Genomic DNA, 22708 nt, shown 5'->3' on the forward strand with positions numbered 1-22708 from the left:
GACGCCTTTTTTATGTTTCATCAGTCTTTTTAAAATCGATATTTAATTTGCCGCGGCATCCAATTCGGACGCTGGTTCAGACTCTGATTCAACGTCTGTATTCTTAGCTGAATCTGCTGCCTGAGCACTCGCCATCATGGCTACCCAGCGCTTAACATTACTGGCATATTCTTTTTTATCACCTTTAGGTATGGATTGGGTGGTCGGAATATCCGTCGTCATTGGATTAACTGGGCGGCCTCTTATATGCAATTCATAATGTAAATGAGCGCCAGTTGTTCGGCCCGTATTACCAGACAAAGCAATTACTTGACCACGTTTAACCTTCTGGCCTTGTTTCACTAATATTTTACTTAAGTGTAGAAAACGCGAGCTGTAAGGACCCGTATAATCAACCACAACATACTTACCTGCATACTTATGCGTTGCGATTCGAGTAACAACACCATCACCTGTAGCAAGAACTTCTGTCCCTGAAGGAGTTGCTAAATCAACACCATTGTGTGGTGCTGGGCGACCCGTAATAGGATGTAATCGATTGGCATTAAAAGGTGAACTAATTCGATACTGCTTACGTGTTGGCCAACGTAATAAGGCAGGTGTTAAGCTGTTGCCATCGAGATCATAAAAACGTCCATCTGAATGTAAGAAAGCACTGTATTTCTGACCTCTTACCGTTATTTCCAGGGCTTCTAGTTGATTTCCCCCTACCTTCACACCACCAATATTGCCTTTTTTGACAATGACATTAAAGTCATCGCCTGCTCTAAGATCTTTGCGGAAATTCACTCGACCTTTCAGTAAATCGTTAATAATTAAAATGTTCGTATCCGACAAACCTACTTTTTTAGCTGATAGATAAAAATTTCCGCTTATTTTACTGTGCATAGCTTCTTGCGTGTAAGTGATGGGATTAACCTTTTCTTCGTAGCTAAAACCACCACCATCATGCTGCACATAGGATACACTTTTACTAATATCTATACGGCGAGTCATCCTAAGTAGGTCACCGTTTTCATCCAACTTAAACGTGAATTTATCATCCGGCATCAAAGGCTCAAGAACTAAAAATTCCTGGTCCGCTTCCAATACAGAATACAAGGATTCTCGAGATAACCCCAAGCGCGCAAATATGCGAGCCAAGGTATCACCAGGCTTGATGACGTATTCTATTGAAGGAATAGAGGCTGTAACCTTCTCTACATTTTGCAGAGGGTCGGTCGTAACCAGCGAATCGTAATTATTATCTTCATCAGTATTCGAACTGGCTTGTGGAGGCGCTATGCTTTTATTGTCACTGCTCTTAGCAGTATCACTCTTAGCAGTATCACTCTTAGTGGTACTAGGTAACGTGTAGTCTTTAGGATTATTTGTTGGTGATACAAGAGACTTATATACAAACAACAAAGCGATAAAAGCAACAAAAATGATAGATAACCAAGCTCGCGGGCCAGATAAAGCCCAACGCGAGAGGCGATTAATAAACTGCATAAATAAAAAACTCATTAAACAAAAAGTGGCTCACGGAGAACCTGGCTATGTGCTAACACCTAGGTCACACACGTTCTCGATATATGACAAAAACAGAACCACACTTTGTAGCATGTGCTTTTTCCTTGCCACTGTTGGAGTGCAAATAATCACAGTCCATACCCTTTTAACCTATAGTTTTACAAAACCAATACGGATGAGGGTTTTTGAAGCTTAATTTTTCGGGGTAGGATACGGCATTTTAGGATCTAAAGAAATACTTAGGCCTTTGAAACACGGTCGCATATCGCCTCTTTTTTAAACAAACAATATCTATTCAAAATTCATGTCGTTTTCATGCTCTTTCTTAGCGCAAAAGCATTGGACGCTCCTGTTCTCTCTCCGTACTATAAGTACATCTTCTTAATTAACTGATTTCAATATCATGCAACATTCGCCTATTTCTTTTATCAGCCACAGGTGCCAAAAATTTGGCCGCTGCGACGCTTTACAGGACAAGACTGCGCAGCAAGGCATTCAGCTAGAACAAGAACCATTAGAAGCGACAGAGCTCGTTGAAGAAATGCCATTAGCCATCAGTATCAACGATATTTCTTATGCCGTTATGATGGTCACACCAGTTAACTTAGAAGCCTTTGTTATCGGTTTTGCTCGCAGTGAAGGCATTATTGAACATATTAACGACATCCGAGACATTGCAGTCCAACTCACGCAGACTCCACCAGACATCGACTGCATTGCGATCAATTTAGAGCTTAGCCCACGCCGATTTGCTCAATTCAAAAAAAGAAGACAAACACATCTTGGCGCGACCGGTTGTGGTTTATGCGGAATAGAATCTTTAACTCAAGCCATTCCAATACTGCCAAAACTACAGCCTAGCCAAGCGATAAAAGAAGCCAGTTTAATCGCATTAAGGCCACGCTTAGGCGAATACCAAATCTTGGGTAACAAAACTGGGGCAGTTCATGCGGCCTTGCTAATATCCCCCGAAGGCGAACCCATTTTATGTATGGAAGACATAGGCAGACATAACGCCCTCGATAAGGTGATTGGCTATGCGCTCCAACAGAATATAAACTTGCATAATTACAGTGTTTTAATGTCGAGTCGTTGCAGCACTGAATTGATTCAGAAAGCCGTACGAGTCGGACTTTCTAGACTAATACACCTAGCGTCGCCAAGTACACTCGCAGTCAAATTAGCTCAACATTACGGATTAACATTAATTCATTTACCCAAGCAAGATGCGCCACGACTGTTCGCATCTTCAGCCAAGCCAGAAGGAACAGACGATGAGCAAAAAAAATGATTTTTACACGCCATACAAGGGACCGGCTGGCGGCTGGGGAGCACTACAAAGCACCACAAAACATTGGCTAAAAAGTGAAAATGCTGTCCGTAACATTAACACCTTATTAAAAACTAACCAGCCTCATGGTTTTGACTGCCCGGGCTGCGCTTGGGGTGAAAAACACGATCCAGCCAAGATTCGTTTCTGTGAAAATGGCGCTAAAGCGGTGAACTGGGAAGCGACGTCTCGAAAAGTAGATGCCGCTTTCATGGCGGAACACAGTGTGACTTGGCTAAACACACAAAGTGACTACTTCCTTGAATACCAAGGTCGACTCACAGAGCCAATGCGTTACAACCGCGAAACAGATCACTACGAAGCGATTTCTTGGGAACAAGCTTATAAACAAATCGCTAACACACTAAAAGAACAAACCAATCCAGATAATGTGGCCTTTTATACCTCTGGGCGAGCAAGCAACGAAGCGGCTTTCCTATACCAACTTCTTGCTCGTGCTTATGGCACAAATAACTTCCCAGACTGCTCAAACATGTGTCATGAAGCCAGCGGTTATGCACTGACCAGCAGCATTGGTATCGGCAAAGGCACGGTTGAAATTGACGATTTTGAACGCGCAGATGCCGTTTTGGTTTTTGGCCAAAATCCGGGGACAAACCATCCTCGTATGCTAGAAACCTTAAAAGAAGTAGTGCAACGTGGCGCCCAACTACTCATCTTCAATACACTGCGCGAGCGGGGTTTAGAACGTTTCCAAAACCCTCAAAGTCCAGTGGAAATGCTCACCAACGGTTCTAAACCAACCAATACCGGCTACTTTTGCCCTAAAATCGGCGGAGATATGGCGGTAGTGCGCGGCATGGTCAAAGTGCTTATCGATTTAGAAGAAAAAGCTCAGCAACAAGGCAAAGCCGTTTTTGATCACGACTTTATTAAAGAACACACTCAGGGTTTAGATGCCTACCTAGAGCAAGTTAAACAGACATCTTGGCAAGACATTATTGATCAATCAGGTCTAACAAAAGAAGAAATAACTCACGCAGCCAACGTCTATGCCGAAGCCAATAGCACCATTCTCACATGGGCAATGGGCATTACTCAGCACCATCATTCGGTGGCCATGATCCATGAAATGGTCAATTTGCTCGCGCTTAAAGGTAACATTGGCAGACCTGGCGCTGGCGCTTGCCCAGTTCGTGGTCACAGTAATGTACAAGGCGATAGAACCATGGGCATTAATGAGCGCCCTTCTCAGGCCTTTCTTGATGCATTGGAAAAACGCTTCAACTTCACGCCACCACAAGAACACGGTTTGGCTGTTGTTGATACCATTCGAGCCATGCGTGATGGAAAAGTCGGCGTGTTTATCGCCCTAGGCGGTAACTTCGCTGCAGCGACGCCAGATACACAAGCCACAGAGGACGCGTTAAAGCAATGTCAGCTCACAGTGCAAATAAGTACTAAGCTAAACCGCTCTCACCTTATTACTGGCACTGAGGCGATTATATTGCCTTGCCTTGGTCGTACCGACATAGACCATCAAGCGAAAGGTCAGCAAAAAGTCACTGTAGAAGACTCTTTCAGTATGATTCATGCTTCTGGTGGCGTATTAGAACCATTGAGTAAAGAACAAAAATCTGAGCCTGCCATCGTCGCAGGAATCGCAGCTGCGACTCTAGGCAATTTCCCAATTGATTGGAACGAAGTAGTCAGTGACTACGATCTTATTCGTGAACACATTGCCGCCGTTGTTCCGGGGTTTAATGACTTCAACCAGCGCATTTTACAAGATGGTGGTTTCTACCTAGGTAACAGCGCACGAGAAAGAAACTGGAAAACACCGGCCGGCAAAGCCATTTGCCATACTCATGTATTGCCTGAATCTATTCTGCCGAAGCGCGCCCAAGATTTGCTGTCAGACAAGACGCTCATCATGCAAACGCTGCGTTCTCATGACCAATACAACACCACGATTTATGGCATGAACGATAGATATCGTGGCATTAAAGGCGAACGCAAAGTGGTGTTTATCAACCCTGCGGATATACAACGTCTCGGCTTCGAAGAAGGTCAAAGCGTTACACTGCGTTCAATTTGGGATGATGGTGTGGAGCGAAAAGTTAGCGGTTTCAAGTTAGTTCCTTATAGTATTCCAGCAGGCAACATTGCCGCTTACTACCCAGAGACTAACCCATTAGTACCGCTAGACAGCCATGGTGAATTCAGCAATACACCAACCTCAAAAAGTATTGCTATAGAACTAGAAGCATACGAAGAAGAAAACAATGGCATCGCGGTTGCCGCCGTTTAACCTTCTCTTTAAATAATACGCTCTTTAATGTGGTAATTAAAAAGGTGCAGATATCGATGAGATATCCGCCCTTTTTTTTGCTCTTACTATTTATCAAAACGATCAAATGCTTATTAATGACGCCACATTACGGGGAAGAAAAGCACCAGCACAGTAAAGTATTCCAAACGCCCCAAGATCATCGCAAAACTCATCAACCAAGTACCTGTGTCGCTTAGTGGTGAAAAGTTACTGCCAAGCTCAGCAAAACCCGGTCCCAGCACGTTCAAGCAAGCAGCCGTGGCGCTCAAGGATGCCATAAAGCTCATGCCTGTCATCATCAGCAAAATCGTAAAGAACACGGTAACCATAGCAGCAAGACACATAAAGCCCATCACAGAATGACGAACATCTGCACTGATCGTTCGCCCCTGAAACTTCATCGCAAAGACACCATTTGGATGCACCAAACGCTTTAATTCCAAAGAAATAGATTTCAAAGAAATAATATTCCGAATCACTTTATTACCGCCCGCTGTAGATCCTGCACAGCCGCCAATATAACCAACAAAAATCAATACTATTGAGGTCACTGCAGGCCAAGCACCAAAGTCGGTTGCGGCAAATCCGGTGCTGGTAATAAACGAAATAACATGAAAGAACGACTGCGTAATAGATACCCAAAGCCCGTCTTCTGAACCTGTCTGGAAAAGAAACAAAGCCAATAATAACGCCACAAAAGTAATGATTTTAAGAAAGCCACGCGTCTCTTCGTCTTTCCAATACAGTCTAATGCTACGGGCAATATAAATACGATAATGCAAAGCAAAGTTGACCGCGCCTAGCACCATGAAAAGATTACAAATCCACAAGATTAACGGGCTTTTAAAATAGCCCATGCTGGCATCATGAGTTGAAAAACCGCCAGTGGATACCGTGGTAAAACTGTGGCCAATGGCATCAAACGCCGACATACCAGCAAAGTAGTAACTCAGTGCACACAAGCCGGTAATAGCCAAATACACCATCCATAAATAATGGGTTGTACTAGATACACGAGGAGAAAGCTTATCGTCTTTAATCGGCCCCGGCGTTTCCGCTTTTAACAAACGCATGCCACCGATGTTTAACATAGGAAGAATCGCCACCACAAAGATCACCACACCAAGACCGCCCATCCATTGCAAAAACTGGCGATACATCAAAAAGGTCGGCGGCATATCATCCAAACCAGACAACACAGTAGCGCCCGTAGTCGTCAAAGCACTAATGGATTCAAACACGCCATCGGTAAAGGAAATATGCGTAACCGATATGATAGGAATCGCACCCAATACACCAACAGCTAACCAAGTTAACGTGGCAAACAGCATGGCTTCACGAGTATTTACGGAGGGTAAAGGGTATTTTTTAAAGCCCAATAAAAGAACCAAAGATATGGTAAACGTAATCAAGGCTGGCGTCGCAAAAGCACGCCCAACATCATCTTTAAATAACATAAAGGACAATTCACCGAATACAAACTGCACCACACTCATCCATAAACACGGCATAGTCAGCAAACGCATAATCAACAATGGGCGAATCATGAGTCGTCACGACTCCTATAAACAATCTGCACGGTATAAAAACATCTTTTATAGAGGGAATATTTCAACAGAGCTATAGGACCGAGGCACGCTATTGATCCTGATGCACACTATAAGTCAATAAAGCTAAATTCAAAACTTTTCATTACCGCAAACAAACATTTTAAGAAAGCCTATTTCGCAAATAGTATGGACGAATTATGAAACCTGTGCTTTTATTAAATAAAATAACAATGAATAAAAGCGCCAACAAAAGGAACGATCTATGGAAAACATGCTACTCGTTGATTTTTTTCACCTTTCAGCTCTTGCCACCACAGTTTGCTGTTTTTTAGTTATCAGCGGCAAACGCGTCATTGAACTTTGCTCGCAAACCAATTCAAGCAAATAAAAAAACCGAGCCTAAGCTCGGTTAAAGTCACCAAATTCACAACAGACTGCCTAACTTAATGCTAGGCGGTCATATTATCTATACTCTAATACAATTCTAAAGTTTGCTTGTCATTTCAGGAAGCACATCAAAAAGGTCGCCGACCAAACCATAATCTGCAACTTGGAAAATAGGCGCGTCTTCGTCTTTGTTTACCGCCACAATCACTTTTGAATCCTTCATGCCAGCCAAATGCTGAATGGCGCCAGAAATACCAAACGCCATATACAAATCTGGCGCAACAATTTTACCCGTCTGCCCGACCTGAAGATCATTCGATACAAAACCCGCATCAACTGCTGCACGAGAAGCACCAACCGCTGCGCCTAGTTTATCAGCTAAGGCTTCAACCAGCGCAAAGTTATCGCCACTACCAACACCACGACCACCAGATACAATACGGCTAGCACTAGCAAGATCAGGTCGCGCCGACTCGGTAATGTCATCTGATTGCCAACTAGACAAATTACTATCAGCAATAAAATCTACCACTTCAACAACACAGGCTTGATCATTCTGTTGAGTACTTTTATCAAATGAAGATGCTCGCACTGTAATGACTTTTTTGTCGTCTAACAGGGTTACCGTCGCAATGGCATTACCGGCATAAATTGGACGTTTAAACTGATCTGTGCTCAATACAGCGGAAATATCAGACACTTGACCAACATCTAATAAAGCGGCCACTCTTGGCATAAAGTCTTTCGATTCAGAATTAGACGGCGCGACAATATGCGAATAACTCGCAGATAAATGCACGACTAAATCGCCCATTGGCTCAGCCAATGCGTATTCATAGGTATCAGCATTTGCGCAAAGGACCTTAGTGACGCCAGACAAACGAGCTGCTGCATCCGCGACCGATTCAATGTTTTTACCTGCCACCAGCACATGAATCTCATTACCAATGGCTTGAGCTGCTGTCAACGCAGATAAAGTAGAAGACGAAAGTACGCTTGAATTATGTTCTGCAATTAATAAAGTCGTCATTAGATCACCTTCGCTTCGTCTTTTAATTTACTGATCAATTCATCCACCGACGCCACTTTAATACCGGCACTACGAGTTGCAGGCGCTTCAACCTTATCTATTCGGCAATGCGCCTTTGATGTCACGCCTAAATCTACCAAAGATAGAGTCTCTAGTGGTTTACGCTTGGCTTTCATAATATCAGGCAATTTAGCGTAACGCGGTTCATTAAGGCGTAAATCTGTCGTAACTATCGCAGGCAATGTAAGTGCAATAGTACGTAAGCCGCCATCAATTTCACGAGTAACGAGTGCTTTATCACCGTCAATAACCAACTTAGAAGCAAAGGTTCCCTGTGGACGTTTTGTCAAAGCCGCCAACATTTGTCCCATTTGATTATTGTCTGAATCAATCGATTGCTTGCCAAGAATAACTAATCCAGGTTGCTCTTTTTCAACCACGGCAGCAAAGGCTTTGGCGACATTTAAAGGCTCAACGTCGCTTTCAGCTTCAACCAAGATGGCACGATCGGCACCTAACGCCATGGCGTTGCGAAGTTGCTCTTGGCTTTGTGTTGTTCCAACACTCATCACGATGACTTCTGACGCAACACCTGCTTCTTTAAGGCGAACCGCTTCTTCAACAGCGATTTCACAAAATGGGTTCATCGCCATTTTGACATTGGTTAAATCCACATTGCTTTGATCTGCTTTAACACGAACCTTGACGTTGTAATCAATGACTCGTTTAACACCCACTAAAATTTTCATTCTTTCACTGACCTTTCTGTTTAACCATGACTCAACATTTTGGCTCTGATGTCATCTGGGATTGGTTTGGCTTTAAGAACACCTTCTGCATTATGACAAGCCCAGACACGTTTTTCCGTGCATTCGACCGCTAAGTTACCATCATTAAAAAGCTGATGACGAATCCCAAAGCTAGCACGACCGACTTCAGTAATTTCGCTTTTGATAACCACCTTATCACCGAACTTAGAAGGCTTAAAAAACTGCGAGCGAGTATCGACCATTGGAAAGCCAACATCCTTTAACTCGTCTCGAATATGTCGAAGCGTATAACCCATCGCTTCAAACAAGGCGCCAGTTGATGCATCAAAGAATGCAAAATAACGCGGATAAAAAACAATATCGGCAGGGTCACAGTCGCCCCACTCGATTTGTAATTGACGCTCATTTTTAAACATGATGCTGCCTCTTTAAAATTATGGTTCTTCTTAAAGACTGATAACTAAGTCTGATAAGGGTTCTTGGTACAAAAGCTCAATTTGATCTTCTCGATGAGCTTGTACCGCACGCTGATTCAACGAACCTTTATCAGTAACTTCATGGGCATCAATACTGGGTGGAATCGCCTGCAACAGAATGCGTTGTACGACTGTTGAACTGCCCGTACTGTTATTCGAAAACTCAACCAACTTTTGTTTGAAAGCTTCACGAACTGCAAAATGTGCGATGATTTCTTCATTTGTCTCCATCAAATCATGAGGAAGAATCGCCTGACAATGAGCCCAATCGGGGAAAATTAACGCGCTAATATAACCACGGTTGGTGCCACACAAAACAACATCCTGTACAAATGGCGCAAACGCGCTGATGAACTTGGCACGCAATGTCCCAGCACTTACCCAAGTACCGCTATCTAGTTTAAAATCTTCCGACACACGGCCATCAAAACGGAAGCCGCGCTGTGGTTCGTTTTCATCAAGATAAGCGAAAGCATCGCCTAGACAGTAATAACCATCTTCATCAAACGCCTTTGCGGTCAACTCAGGTTGACGCCAATAACCTGGCATCACGGTTTCGGCTTTGACACGTGCTTCTAATTTGCCCTCGTTTGGAACAAGCTTGATAGACACACCCGGTGCTGGTACACCGATAACGCCTGAAGCGGATTCCTCAACCGAAGCAAATGTCGCTGACGGTGCAGTTTCAGTACAGCCTAAGCCGGTTACCATGGGGATTTTCTTGCCAGTATACTTAATCGCCAAGGCATCCAAATCGTCCCAAATATGCTGAGCCAAGCCTGCTGCGGCAAAAAATGTAAACTGCAAGCGTGAAAAAAACTTCTCAGCCAAATCATTATCGGCTTTTAAATTTTTCACTAATAACTCAAAGCCTTTTGGCACATTGAAATAAACAGTTGGAGAAACCTCAGCCAAATTCTTTAAGGTCTTAGCAAACAATTTTTCGGTTGGTTTGCCATCATCAAGATACAAACTACCGCCATTGTACAAAGCAATACCGATATTATGATTGCCGCCAAAGGTATGATTCCAAGGAAGCCAATCCACCATAATAGGCGGCTGATCTTTAAAGAACTGCATAACCTGATGAATCATCACTTGGTTGGCGCAAATCATTCGCTGAGTATTGATAACGCCTTTTGGCATACCCGTTGTGCCAGAAGTGAAAAGCACTTTAGCAATGGTATCGCCATTCACTTGAGCGTTCTTTTCATTTATCGAGTCAGATTCAGGAAAATCCCAAAATGACTGAAATGAGAGCGTTGGATTTTTAATTTTTTGCGGAGTAATGTCGCCTTTGATAACAGCAACTGGCGTATCCAGATCTTTGCAAACCGCTTGGATAGCATTTTCATAAGGTGCAAGTTCATCCACCACAATTAAACCAGGCGTCAATATATCGAAGATATGCTGTAACTTGCTGTAGTCTGTAGCAACCAAAGAGTACGCTGGAGACACAGGGGCATGGGCAATTCCCACATACATACCAGCCAGCGCCAACATCAAATGTTCTAGACTGTTGCCACATAGAAACACGATAGGACGCTCAACAGAAACTGGCTGAGTAATTAACCAAGATGCAATTTTACGCACTCGGGTTACTGCTTGTGCGTAGGTCACTTTTTGCCATTCACCTTGATCATCACGTTCTGCAACAAACATTTGATCAGGTGTTTTTGCCGCCCAATATTCAAGCTGATCTGTCCAACAACGTGCATACTCATCCAGCGCTTTTTGGCTATTGATGATTTGCACTCCGCCTTCGCGATTTTCAATGTGGATAGGATGCGCTACGACCTTAATAGGATGAAATTCACCGTTCATTTTTTGCTCCCACTCTCATCTTTTGCCCTTAAAAGGCACTTTGATTATTTTTATGGCTAGAGTTTTAGGGAGTGGTTTATAAACCACTGCCGAATTGTTATTGTTTTCTCGACTTCAGACCTAAACAGTCTGTTTAAAATTCGTACTCGCTGACACCCGCACCAGCGTTTTCAACGACCTTCAAAGCAGCCATCGCAGAAGGCAAACGATAAGCACCATAGAATGCTGCCAATGCTCTAAGATTCTGCATATAGGACTCGTCAGTGTTCTCTTGTACTTGCTGATAAGCCAACACATTTAATAACTGCCAAGTGCAACATAAGATGCCCATCGCTTCTAAAAAAGGCACCGACACAGCATGTAAAGACGTTGCATCGCTATTACTGGTATTCCCCTGAGAGTTAAGCAAGTGAGAGTCCAACAAAGATGTCACTTTAGTAACCACTTGCTGGGTTTCTTTTGCCATGGCAGCGAACACTTGATCAGATTCAAATGAGCTCGCCAACTGAGTAATATCTGCAAGTAACTCAGTCAAGGCTTTGCCCTGATCACCACGGACTTTTCTAAACATCAAGTCACGGGCTTGAATGCCGGTTGTGCCCTCATATATCGTCGTGATTCGAGCATCCCGCATGATTTGCGCAACACCAGTTTCCTCAACAAAGCCCATACCGCCAAAAACTTGAATCACCTGTCCCGCCATGACATTGACACGCTCTGTCGCAAAGGCTTTAAAAATCGGAGTAAGTAAAGCGACTCTGTCTTTTTTGATTTGATTGCTTTCCGTTTTATCAACAGCTGATTCAGTAGCATCAATTTGTGCTGCAATCTGATAACCCAATGCACGCAATGCAAAAGTTTCTGAACGCATTTCTAACAACATACGTTTCACATCAGCATGTTCAACAATGGCCACTTTTTCGCCTTGGCTATTTGTACCCTGAGTTCTTTCTTTGGCATATTCCAATGCCCGTTGATACCCCAACTCACCTAACGCTACACCTTGTAAACCACAACTTAAACGAGCTTCGTTCATCAGTACGAACATAGCCATTAAGCCTTGATTCAATTCGCCAACCAATTCACCGACACAGTCGTCTTGATCGCCATAACTAATGGAGCAAGTTGGGCTGCCATGAAGTCCCATTTTGTGCTCAATGCCAGTACAGTGAACATCGTTAAACTCACCCAAAGAGCCATCTTCAGAAACACGATATTTAGGTACGATAAAAAGCGAAATACCACGGCTACCCGTTGGCGCATCAGGCGTTCTCGCGAGCACCAAATGGGCAATATTATCGGTAAGATCATGATCACCATAGGTAATGTAAATCTTCTGGCCTTTGATTTTATAAGTGCCATCTTGTTGTGGAATAGCCTTAGTATTCAATGCGCCTAAATCAGAGCCAGCATTGGGTTCTGTCAACGCCATGGCGACGGTCCATTCACCGCTAACAATCTTTGGCAAATAGCGCTTTTGAATAGATTCGTTGGCAAAGGCCAATAAAATTTCAGAGCCACCTTGTGCCAAGGCATGAAACATCACAAAGGCCAAATTCGCCGACAACCACATTTCGTTCACAGGTTGAGCTATGTACTTTGGCAGACCTTGACCACCAAACTCCTCGGGCAACGCCAAGCCAATCCAGCCCGATTCAGCAAATTGCTGATACGCATCTTGCCATCCATCTGGTGTGATCACATTGCCGTCCTGAAAGCGGCAACCTTGCATATCACCAACTGAGTTCAGTGGTGCAAGCACTCCAGCAGCAAATTTCGCCGCTTCTTCCATCACAGCATTGGCAAGCTCTGGATCAAAACCATCCAATGATTCGAGAGCATCCAAGCCTTGTTGCTGATAAGCTTGCGCCACCAGCAACTGCATGTCTTTATAAGGCGCTTGATAAGTCATCATCGGCTCCGTATCACTTCGCGGCCATACGAATGGCGCCGTCAAGACGAATCACTTCGCCATTCAACATGCTGTTTTCGATGATATGTTGAGCCAAAGAAGCGTATTCATCAGGTTCACCAAGACGTGGCGGAAATGGTACAGATTCACCTAAAGACTTTTGTACTTCTTCTGGAAGCACATCCATCATTGGTGTTTTAAATAGACCCGGCGCGATAGTCATCACACGAATACCGAAGCGCGCTAGTTCACGGGCAATCGGTAACGTCATGGCGCAAACACCACCTTTGGAAGCCGCGTAGCCTGCTTGACCAATCTGACCATCAAATGCCGCTACAGATGCGGTATTAATAATCACGCCACGCTCTAAATTGGCTTCTTGTTCGTTGTGCTGCATTTTGTCTGCAACCAAACGAATCATGTTAAAAGTACCAATTAAATTAACCGATACCGCACGCTGAAATGATGCTAAACGATGTGGACCTTCACGGCCGACGATACGTTCTGCGCCTGGAATACCAGCGCAGTTCACCAAACCACTAATAGGACCAAACGCTTCTACGGCTTTATCGACCGCATTTTGTACCGATTCTTCGCTGACGATATCTGTCACGCAACCTTGTACACGTTCACCTAAAGAGGCTTTCACACGTGCTAAACCTTCTTCATTTACATCCGCTAGAGTGACTTTTGCCCCTAGACCATGTAAACGACGCGCAACCGCTTCACCAATACCAGAAGCAGAACCTGTAACCACAAAATGTTTGCCTTGAATTTGCATAAAATACACCTTTAATTTGCTTTGTTATTTTTAGAGCAACATCATTTACAAAAGAAAAATCTCTTACAGAAAAAAGCGCCTAGGATTTTTTACGATTCAAAAAAGCATCAATACGAGCTTTTACTTCGTCGCTGGTTTGCGTAATACCGCAGATCAATGACTCGGTGTACAAACCTTCTTGCGCAGACATATTGCTAATACGGCTAAGCCCTGTTGTCATTGCCCAGTTAGAATATTTAGAGTTTTTACCAATGCCTTCTGCGATCTCAAACGCCTTCGCCAACGCTTCACCATTACCAACAACATAATGTGCTAAACCAATACGCAAGCCTTCGTCAGATCTTACGTCTCGCCCTGTTAGCATCATTTCTGTCATACGGCTTGCTCCAATAACACTAGCCACGTTTACAGAAGCACCACCACCGACAAAAATGCCGTGCTTGCCTTCAGGTAAACGGTAAAAAGTATTTTCTTCGGTGACTCGAACATGAGCACAAATAGCCAACTCCAAACCACCACCAATAACCGCACCATGCATCGCTGCCACAACAGGAATACCAGAATCACGGATATGACCAAAGACGCGATGCCACATATTGGAATGCTTAACCACCTCGAAAGGCTCGCGGGCTTTATGCTCTTGCAAATCAAGGCCAGAGCAGAACTCAGGACCATTTCCGGAAAAAACAATGACATTTACGTCATCGGTTAAATTCAAAAAAACGTGTTCAATCTCAAGACATAAGCTGTCATTGATGGCATTTTTCTTTTCTGGGCGATTAAGCTGCAAATGCGCCACGCCATTCTCTACGGAATAATTAATAAATTGATAAGTCATCTTGGATTACCTTTAATCTTATAATTAGCGATCTGAAACCTTGATTACTACGGCCATTCCAGTGTCCCCAGCAGCACACCCAGTGAACAAACCATAACCGCCGCCGTTGATAACCAGCTCTTCAATCAACTCAATAATGGCGCGCATACCGGTTGGTCCTTGAGGATGCCCCCAAATCAAAGAACAGCCGTAGTTGTTCATTGTCATCACATCAATGCCCATGGCTTTTGCAAAGGCCACATCGTTAACCGCAAATGGATTGTGTGTTTTGATGGCTTTGACTTGTTTAATATCGATACCCGCAACCGCTAGCGCACGTTTCGCAGCTTCTATTGGTGCAGCTGGCATGAAAGCAAGATCATCACGTGCTTGACCAAAACCTAGTACTTCAATCTTGATTTCAGGACGAGAAGTAAGAGAAGCCACTTCTTCAGATCGGCAAAGAATCGCAGAAGCATTACCATCAGCAGGATGAGTTTGATTACCGAACGTAATTACTCCGCCTTCTTGAATCGGTTTAAGCTTCTGCAAACCTTCTAGTGTGGTTGGAAAAACTCCTTCATCACCCGTGATCACGGTCTCTTCTTTTTTGAAGTTAGCCGTTGGAACAGATAAAGGCAGCGTCATGTAACGCTTTTGAAAAGCTTGATCATCTTTTAATGCATCTTGGTACTGTTCGTAACGACGATAAGTGACTGTGTCTAATTCTTCACGAGTGATATCAAAACGCTTGGCAACGTTTTCACCAGTTTGCATCATCGAATGACCGCCAATACAATCGTTCATCATGTTGTAGGTCACTTGATCTTCTGAAGATCCAGCTGGGCCTTTCGCATTCGGGTAATAAATATGCGGACCATTTGAACAACGGTCTGCTGTCATCAAAAATGAGACATTCGCCATACCGCACACAATCTCTGATGCGGCAGCAAACAAACCACGCGCACTGGTCGCACATACCTGATTGACCGCATGACCCGCTGTATTCACAGCACCAATTTCATATAAAGGCCAAGGTGCGCCGTTAAAAGATTGATATTGGTTGATCGTCATGCCCAATACGCCAGAATCAAATACCAGCGGATCAATATTGCGTTTTGCCAATTCGGCTTTTGCCACATGAGCAGCAAACTTCATCGAGTGCAAATGCTGCAATGAACCTTGCCACTTGGTAAACGGAGTACTCCAATAAGCACCGTAAGGGATTTCTACATTCTTGATCGACATAAAATTTTCTCGCTTATTTATTCTTGTTGTTTTTACAGACCAGCCGCAGCCATCATGTCACCCAAACCGCCCCACTGCTCAGCAAAGATAGCTGCTGGCATGGTTTTAAGATCGTCAGCTATGATCGGACGAAACGCCATCACACTTAGTACATCTTTTTCTAAATCTAATCCCGGTGCAATTTCGGTTAATACCATGCCTTCTTGGCGCAGCTCTAACACGCAGCGTTCAGTTACAAACACCACTGGCTTATGGTTTTCTCGCGCTACAGCACCACTGAAAGTAATGTGATCAACGGCTTCGACAAATTTCTGCACATTGCCTTCTTCTAATACTTTCATCTTGCCGTTTTCAAAGCCTAGTTTGGCGCCATTCACTAAAGTGCCGCAGAACACGACTTTTTTAGCGCTCTGAGAAATATTGATAAAACCACCCGGCCCGACTACTTTTGGACCAAATTTACTAACGTTTAAATTGCCTTCTTTATCTGCTTGCGCCAGTCCCAAGAACGCAATATCCAAACCGCCACCGTCATAAAAATCGAACTGAGCTTCATGTTCAATAATGGCATCTGCGTTCCACGCAGCACCAAAATCACCACCAGATGCAGGAATACCGCCGTAAGTACCAAGTTCGGTCGTTAAGGTAAATAAATGAGAGACTTTTTCTTCCGCAGCGATGGCCGCTACGCCATCAGGCATACCAATACCAAGGTTCACCATAACGTTGGCTTTTAGTTCCATTGCAGCACGACGGGCAATCACTTTACGGTCGCTGAACGGCATTGGTGGTAAGGCATTTAGCGGCACTCGGGAATTACCCGCTAAACCTGGGTTGTAGATTGTTGTGATGGTTTGTTTGTGATCTTCGGCTGGGGCAACGGTGATGTAATCCACCAACACACCAGGAACTTTAACTTCTTTTGGATGAATAGAATGGCGTTCGGCAATGTATTTCACTTGCGCAATAACAATACCGCCACTGTTTTTAGCGGCTTGAGCCATAGGCAAAATTTCCGCCAACATGGCCTCTTCTTCTACTGATAAATTTCCGTCTTCGTCGGCAGTAGTCGCACGAATCACTACGACATCTAATGGGAATTTTTTATAAAGCAGCCATTCTTCATCTTCAATTTCAATGCGTTTAACCAGATCTTCTGTAGTTAAAGACGTAACTTTACCGCCGCTAATCAAAGGATCAACATAGGTTCCCATGCCAATTTTAGTAATCACACCTGGTTTATTTCCCGCAATTTGACGCCACATGGTGGTCAATACACCTTGTGGCAGTAAATAAGCTTCAATGGCATTATCCGTGATCATCTGCGCCATTTTGGGCGCTTGGCCTGTGTGACCAGAGATCAAACGTTTAACTAGATTTGGATGCGCCATGTGCGACATGCCAGCGTCTTTTCCATCACCACAACCGCAGTCATGAATAAGTGTTAACTGCTGCGGATGGCCTGTTTCTTTAAAACGTTGCTCAACCGCTTTGGCTACAGCTTCGGCAAAATAAGACATGCCCACTGTTGACCAAGCAACGTTGGCACCATCAGAAATCAAGTTAGCGGCTTGCGCTAGGGAAATAACCTTACTCATTTTTACCCTCACATCTCTTTTATTTATTTGGTTAATCGGGCTTTAGTTTGTCGACTTTATTTTGTCAGGAATAATTCTGTTGTACACCACAACTATTTTTTTTACAAACATTTTGTCTGGGTGTTACTTTTTTTGAATACCTTGGGTGAAAATTAAATAAATACAAATGTTGAAAACAACAACAATTTATGTGAAAAACAAACTATGGTTTAGAGGGTAACAAGAAAAGCGGCCAGATAACGACTATGGCTGACTGTGCTAAAAGCTCACTGAACGACTGAATGAATGAAAATAGCGCTATAAATAACAATAAAATCAAAGGTGAAAAAATGAAAAAAATCCAACTAGCAGGCTTGGCGTTAATGGCTGGCTCAATGATATCTATGAATTCATTAGCTGCGGAGCCAGAGTATAGCCTCAAGCTACATCACTTCCTTCCGCCGATGTCTATGGCTCATACCCAATTTCTTGAGCCTTGGGCTAAAAAAGTAGAAGTCGAGTCAAATGGTCGAATTAAAATAGATGTCTATCCTGCAATGCAGTTGGGCGGTAAAGCGCCACAATTGTTTGATCAAGTGAGAAAAGGCATTGTCGATATTTCTTGGACTGTGGCTGGCTACACTCCTGGCCGTTTTCCTAAAATGACGTCATTTGAACTGCCATTTATTCCAGGCACAGCCAAAGCTACCAGCATGGCATTGCAAGAATACGCAGAAACAGAAATGCAAGATGAACTAAAAGATGTGCATTTAATTGCAGCTCATACTCATGCTCCCGGATCTTTTCATTCTAGAGACAAAGCCATTAAAACATTAGAAGATATAGAAGGGCTAAAAGTACGAGCGCCAAACAAAGTCATGTCAGATGCATTTAAAACTATTGGTACAAACACAATATTTCTACCGGTGACTGAAATGCCAAGCGCACTATCAAAAGGCGTAATTGATGTCGCTGTATTACCATTCGAAGTCGTTCTACCAACAAAAATTTATGAGCTAGTTAAACACCACACCGAATTTAAAGGGGCTGGCTTATATGCCAACACCTTCATATTCTCTATGAACAAAGATATCTATGACAGTATGCCAGCAGATTTACAGAAGGTTATCGATGACAATTCAGGTATTACGTTAGCCGGACATATTGGTGATTTGTTTGATAATTATGAAGTTTTTGCTCGTAAATACGCAGTTGACCAAGGCAACAGCTTCGATTATATCGAAGGGGCTGAACACCAACGCTGGGAAAAGGCTATGGCTCCTGTGACAGAGCAGTGGCTTCAAGATATGAACAAGGATGGCTATGACGCTCAGCGCCTTTTAGACAAAACCAAATCTCTTATCAAAAAATATAATGACTTTTAAGCGATAGGTTTATTGCAATAAAAAAGCAACTACCGACATGAAGCGCTCTTTTCTAGAGCGCTTTTTAGCTTTTTTAAGAAGAATGTTTTTTTTGAATACCTTGAGTAAAAATTCTATAAACATGATTGTTGAAAAGCACAACAATTTATGTCACAAAGGATATAATTCTTAAGCATAAGCTAGAAAAGAAACAAAAATGACATTGTATTCAGCGATTATGGAAGGTTGTGAAATGTCATTAGAAATAGCAAAAAACACTTAATAACAAAAACCACTTAATAAAAAAAATAAAGGTGATAAAAAATGAAAAAGTTCAAACTACAAAGCTTGGCGTTAATTGCTGGCTCTATAATGTCAATCAATGCCATCGCTGCAGAGCCTGAATACACCTTCAAGCTTCACCATATGCTTCCTCCTGTGTCTAATGCACACACAAATATTCTTCAGCCCTGGGCGGATAAAGTAGAAGCTGAATCCAATGGCCGTATTAAAATTGATATCTACCCAGCCATGCAATTAGGTGGCAAGCCACCACAGCTTTTTGACCAAGTTCGTAAAGGCGTTGTCGATATCACTTGGACTGTAGGTGGCTATACCCCAGGACGATTCCCAAAAGCGACAGTATTTGAATTACCTTTTATTCCGCTAAACGCTCGCATTACGAGTATGGCATTACAAGAATATGCTGAAAAAGAAATGCAAGATGAATTAAAAGACGTTCATCTGCTTGCCATGCACACTCACTTCCCTGGCTCACTTCATTCTCGTGATAAAGACATCAAATCACTAGAAGACCTTAAAGGTCTAAAAGTTCGTGCGCCAAACAAAATGATGGCTGACATCTTCAGCCAACTAGGCGCTAATACTATTTTCATGCCAGTACCAAGCATGCCGAGCGCCCTCTCAAAAGGCGTTATTGATGTAACAACGCTGCCTTTCGAAGTGGTTAAACCGCTCAAAATTGAAGAATTAGCACCACATCACACTGTGTTTAAAGGTGATCACGGCTTTTATACCCAGTTCTTCATTTTCGCAATGAATAATGATTCGTACGCAAAGCTTCCAGATGATTTAAAAGCCGTAATAGATCGTAACTCTGGCGTTAATTTAGCGGGCTTCTTCGGTGATGCATACGATGCTTATGAAATTGGGGCTAATGGTGATGCAGTAAAACGCGGCAATACGTTCAACTCAATTGAGGGTGCTGAGTTTGATCGCTGGAAAGAGAAATTTGCTCCAATTACAGCTCAATGGCTGAAAGAAATGAATGCTGACGGTTACGATGGACAGCGTCTATTAGATGAAGCTAAAGATCTTATCAAGAAGTATGAAAACTTTTAAGCCATACCGCACGTAGGATAATTAAACATGATACGTTTTACTACCGACTTACAGCGCTCTCTCCTAGGGCGCATCTCGGACATATTTGCACTGACAGGTGGGTTTATCATGTTAGTGGTAGCGGCGGTTACCGTCGCTAGCATTATTGGTCGAACCACTATAGGTCAATCGATAGAAGGCGATTACGAAATTACAGAAATGGGCCTAGGTATGGCCATATTTCTTTTTCTCCCTGCTTGCTATATACGCAAAGGCCACGTCATTGTTGATTTGTTTACAGCCAACTGTAAACCAAGCACCCTGCTCACTTTAGAAGTGATTAGCGACATAGTGTTTACCGTTGTTTCTTTTACTTTTGCTTATCGTATGAGTTTGAGCGGCATGGAAGCAAAAGAATATTTAGAACAAAGTATGCTACTTGAACTCCCCACTTGGTGGACTTTTATTATTGGTGTCGTTGCAATGACACTGTGCGGCCTATGCGGTCTATATCGCTTGTTCGCTACGCTTCGTGGAGGTAATCATGAGTAATATCGAATTGGCTTTTTTGATGATGGCGGTGCTGCTGGTTTTAATGAGCATCCGCATTCCAATTGCGCTATCCATGTTAGTGTGTGGTGCTGTTGGTTACTCGATGATTGGCGGTTTTCCCGCTTTATTAGAATACCTAGGAACCACACCGGTTTCTAAATTTTCAAGTTATGATTTATCGGTCGTACCACTGTTCCTACTAATGGGCGAACTGGCTACCCGTTCTGGCATTACAGCTGAACTTTTTAGAACCTGTAATACTTGGATTGGACGTCAACGTGGCGGTATTGCTATGGCTGCGATTGCTGGTTGTGCAGCCTTTGGTGCCATTTGTGGATCATCATTAGCAACGGCATCAACCATGGGTAAAGTTGCCTTACCAGAAATGAAACGACTCAATTACTCTGGTAGCCTTGCTGCGGGTGCTCTGGCTGCGGGCGGAACACTGGGAATTTTGATTCCACCTTCGATGGTACTAATCATCTTTGCGGTACTTACCGAGCAAAATATTTCAAAAATGTTTATCGCTGCATTTATACCGGGTTTTTTAGCGGCAGGCGGTTACATTCTCGCCATTGCGATTTATGTGCGTCTATACCCTGAATCAGGTCCACGCGGTGAAAAAACCACCTTTGCGCAAAAGATAAAATCCACTAAAGACGTTTGGCACATTACAGGGATTTTTCTCATTGTGTTGGGCGGTATCTATCTAGGGATTTTCACGCCTACTGAGGCTGCATCTGTTGGTGTTATTTTGACAGCAATCCTAGCATTCACTCACGGAAAAATGCGCCTAGATGGTTTGCTAGTATGCTTGATGAAAACGGCCGTATCTTCTGCAATGATCTTTTTCATTGTATTGGGCGCGGATCTTTTTAGTGTCTTTATCGCTCTATCAAGATTACCAGACTTGGGTGTGGAGCTTATTCAAAACTCCGGGCTTTCGCCTTATACCATCTTAGTCGTCATGCTTTTAACCTATTTGGTTATGGGTTGTTTCTTGGACAGCTTAGCGATGATATTGCTAACAATTCCAATCTACTTCCCTATGATTATGGCAATGGATTTTGGCATTCCTCAGGCAGACTTAGGAATTTGGTTTGGCATACTCGCCTTGATCGTTGTTGAAGTGGGGTTAATTACTCCCCCGGTTGGTATGAACGTCTTTATTATCAAATCGTTTGACGACTCACTGAAACTAAAAGAATGTTTCAAAGGCGTGATTCCATTCTTGATTTCTGACTTTGTTAGGGTTGCTTTGTTAATCCTCTTCCCTGGAATCACTCTTGGATTAGTCCACCTAATAGGCTAGTACACATCAACAATAGCTGGAAACCAATCCAGCTATTGTTGTATAGAGAAGATTCTCAACAGTTTAGTGTTACACCAAATTAGTATTTTTATATTACAATGCTGGTTTATTTGATTAAAAATGAGACTTACATGGCAGACGATACAAAAAAAACAGACCAACCAGTAGACTTTGGAATACTAAATAACTTAGTTGGTTATCGCCTACGTCGAGCCCAAATGAACTTTTTCAGCAAATTTTCGGAAGTCTGTTCTGACCTTGGCATCAGCCCTGGTTTATTCGCTATTATTGCTATCGTGGAACGTAACCCAGGGTTAACTCAAACAGCGGTAGCTCAAGCCCTTGGCAATGACAGATCTGCCATGGTTGCAGCGGTCGATAAACTAGAAAAAATGGACATTCTTGAACGTCGACCAGCTATCAATGATCGTCGTTCATATGCTTTGTTTATGACTAAAAAAGGTGAGAAGTTTTTCTTAACTCTAAGCGAGCGCGTCATGGAGCATGAACAAATCATGGCTGCACGTTTAGAAGGCGACAATGAACTAGATTGGTTACTGAAGACACTAGACACCTTATCCCATGGCTAAGGTTATTCTTGAAATCTAAGTCGATGGGAAAGCTATCAGGTT

18 protein-coding genes are annotated in these 22708 nt (G+C 43.2%); 7 read left to right on the top strand and 11 right to left on the bottom strand.

Annotation, left to right across the window (positions count from 1 at the left end):
* Positions 1-42: 42 nt before the first annotated feature.
* Positions 43-1491 carry a peptidoglycan DD-metalloendopeptidase family protein gene (locus CCS02_RS08185; RefSeq protein ID WP_232728846.1) on the bottom strand — a complete coding sequence of 483 codons (1449 nt, stop codon included), beginning with the start codon at positions 1489-1491 and terminating at the stop codon, positions 43-45.
* 424 nt (positions 1492-1915) lie between these two features.
* On the opposite strand from CCS02_RS08185, the gene fdhD reads away from it, so the two are divergent.
* Together fdhD and CCS02_RS08195 are read left to right on the top strand one after the other, a co-directional pair.
* Complete coding sequence (gene fdhD / locus CCS02_RS08190; protein ID WP_100636313.1) at positions 1916-2803, top strand: formate dehydrogenase accessory sulfurtransferase FdhD; 888 nt, start codon at positions 1916-1918, stop codon at positions 2801-2803.
* A complete protein-coding gene (locus CCS02_RS08195) occupies positions 2787-5114 on the top strand; it encodes an FdhF/YdeP family oxidoreductase (protein ID WP_100636314.1) in 2328 nt (775 codons plus the stop codon). The genes fdhD and CCS02_RS08195 overlap by 17 nt, the downstream gene beginning before the upstream one ends.
* A 113-nt stretch (positions 5115-5227) precedes the next feature.
* On the opposite strand, the gene CCS02_RS08200 is transcribed toward CCS02_RS08195, so the two are convergent.
* The 10 genes from CCS02_RS08200 to CCS02_RS08245 all read right to left on the bottom strand — a co-directional run bounded on the left by CCS02_RS08200 (position 5228) and on the right by CCS02_RS08245 (position 17528).
* Positions 5228-6682 (bottom strand): TrkH family potassium uptake protein, encoded by a 1455-nt coding sequence (locus tag CCS02_RS08200; RefSeq protein WP_072838185.1) that lies wholly within the window; start codon positions 6680-6682, stop codon positions 5228-5230.
* 487 nt (positions 6683-7169) lie between these two features.
* Complete coding sequence (locus CCS02_RS08205; protein WP_100187511.1) at positions 7170-8102, bottom strand: electron transfer flavoprotein subunit alpha/FixB family protein; 933 nt, start codon at positions 8100-8102, stop codon at positions 7170-7172.
* Positions 8102-8851, bottom strand: a complete 750-nt coding sequence (locus CCS02_RS08210; protein ID WP_100187512.1) for an electron transfer flavoprotein subunit beta/FixA family protein — start codon at positions 8849-8851, stop codon at positions 8102-8104. The genes CCS02_RS08205 and CCS02_RS08210 overlap by 1 nt, the downstream gene beginning before the upstream one ends.
* A 20-nt stretch (positions 8852-8871) precedes the next feature.
* Positions 8872-9288 carry an acyl-CoA thioesterase gene (locus tag CCS02_RS08215; protein ID WP_072838188.1) on the bottom strand — a complete coding sequence of 139 codons (417 nt, stop codon included), beginning with the start codon at positions 9286-9288 and terminating at the stop codon, positions 8872-8874.
* 30 nt (positions 9289-9318) lie between these two features.
* Positions 9319-11172, bottom strand: coding sequence for a feruloyl-CoA synthase (locus CCS02_RS08220; RefSeq protein ID WP_072838189.1), 1854 nt, complete (start codon positions 11170-11172; stop codon positions 9319-9321).
* A 133-nt stretch (positions 11173-11305) separates the two neighbouring features.
* Positions 11306-13129, bottom strand: a complete 1824-nt coding sequence (locus CCS02_RS08225; RefSeq protein ID WP_157807980.1) for an acyl-CoA dehydrogenase — start codon at positions 13127-13129, stop codon at positions 11306-11308.
* Entirely contained in the window at positions 13098-13865 is a 768-nt protein-coding gene (locus CCS02_RS08230; RefSeq protein ID WP_100187515.1) for a 3-hydroxyacyl-CoA dehydrogenase, read from the bottom strand. The genes CCS02_RS08225 and CCS02_RS08230 overlap by 32 nt, the downstream gene beginning before the upstream one ends.
* Before the next feature lie 79 nt (positions 13866-13944).
* Complete coding sequence (locus CCS02_RS08235) at positions 13945-14703, bottom strand: crotonase/enoyl-CoA hydratase family protein (RefSeq protein ID WP_072838192.1); 759 nt, start codon at positions 14701-14703, stop codon at positions 13945-13947.
* A gap of 24 nt (positions 14704-14727) precedes the next feature.
* A complete protein-coding gene (locus CCS02_RS08240) occupies positions 14728-15930 on the bottom strand; it encodes a thiolase family protein (protein ID WP_100636316.1) in 1203 nt (400 codons plus the stop codon).
* Between the two features lie 32 nt (positions 15931-15962).
* Entirely contained in the window at positions 15963-17528 is a 1566-nt protein-coding gene (locus tag CCS02_RS08245) for an acyl CoA:acetate/3-ketoacid CoA transferase (RefSeq protein ID WP_100636317.1), read from the bottom strand.
* 329 nt (positions 17529-17857) lie between these two features.
* Here CCS02_RS08245 and CCS02_RS08250 point away from each other — a divergent pair, with 329 nt between their 5' ends.
* The 5 genes from CCS02_RS08250 (at position 17858) to CCS02_RS08270 (ending at position 22666) form a co-directional block, all read left to right on the top strand.
* Positions 17858-18892: a TRAP transporter substrate-binding protein gene (locus CCS02_RS08250; RefSeq protein ID WP_100636403.1), complete on the top strand. Its 1035-nt coding sequence runs from the start codon at positions 17858-17860 to the stop codon at positions 18890-18892.
* 303 nt (positions 18893-19195) lie between these two features.
* Entirely contained in the window at positions 19196-20233 is a 1038-nt protein-coding gene (locus CCS02_RS08255; RefSeq protein WP_072838195.1) for a TRAP transporter substrate-binding protein, read from the top strand.
* A 27-nt stretch (positions 20234-20260) separates the two neighbouring features.
* A complete protein-coding gene (locus CCS02_RS08260) occupies positions 20261-20764 on the top strand; it encodes a TRAP transporter small permease (protein WP_072838196.1) in 504 nt (167 codons plus the stop codon).
* Positions 20757-22076, top strand: coding sequence for a TRAP transporter large permease (locus CCS02_RS08265; protein ID WP_072838197.1), 1320 nt, complete (start codon positions 20757-20759; stop codon positions 22074-22076). The genes CCS02_RS08260 and CCS02_RS08265 overlap by 8 nt, the downstream gene beginning before the upstream one ends.
* Before the next feature lie 131 nt (positions 22077-22207).
* The gene (locus tag CCS02_RS08270) at positions 22208-22666 is read left to right on the top strand and encodes a MarR family winged helix-turn-helix transcriptional regulator (protein ID WP_072838198.1); all 459 of its coding nucleotides are present in this window, start codon (positions 22208-22210) and stop codon (positions 22664-22666) included.
* Positions 22667-22708: the final 42 nt, after the last annotated feature.

This window comes from Marinomonas sp. ef1, from assembly GCF_002806845.1.
In the GTDB taxonomy this organism is placed as follows: Bacteria; Pseudomonadota; Gammaproteobacteria; order Pseudomonadales; family Marinomonadaceae; genus Marinomonas; species Marinomonas polaris.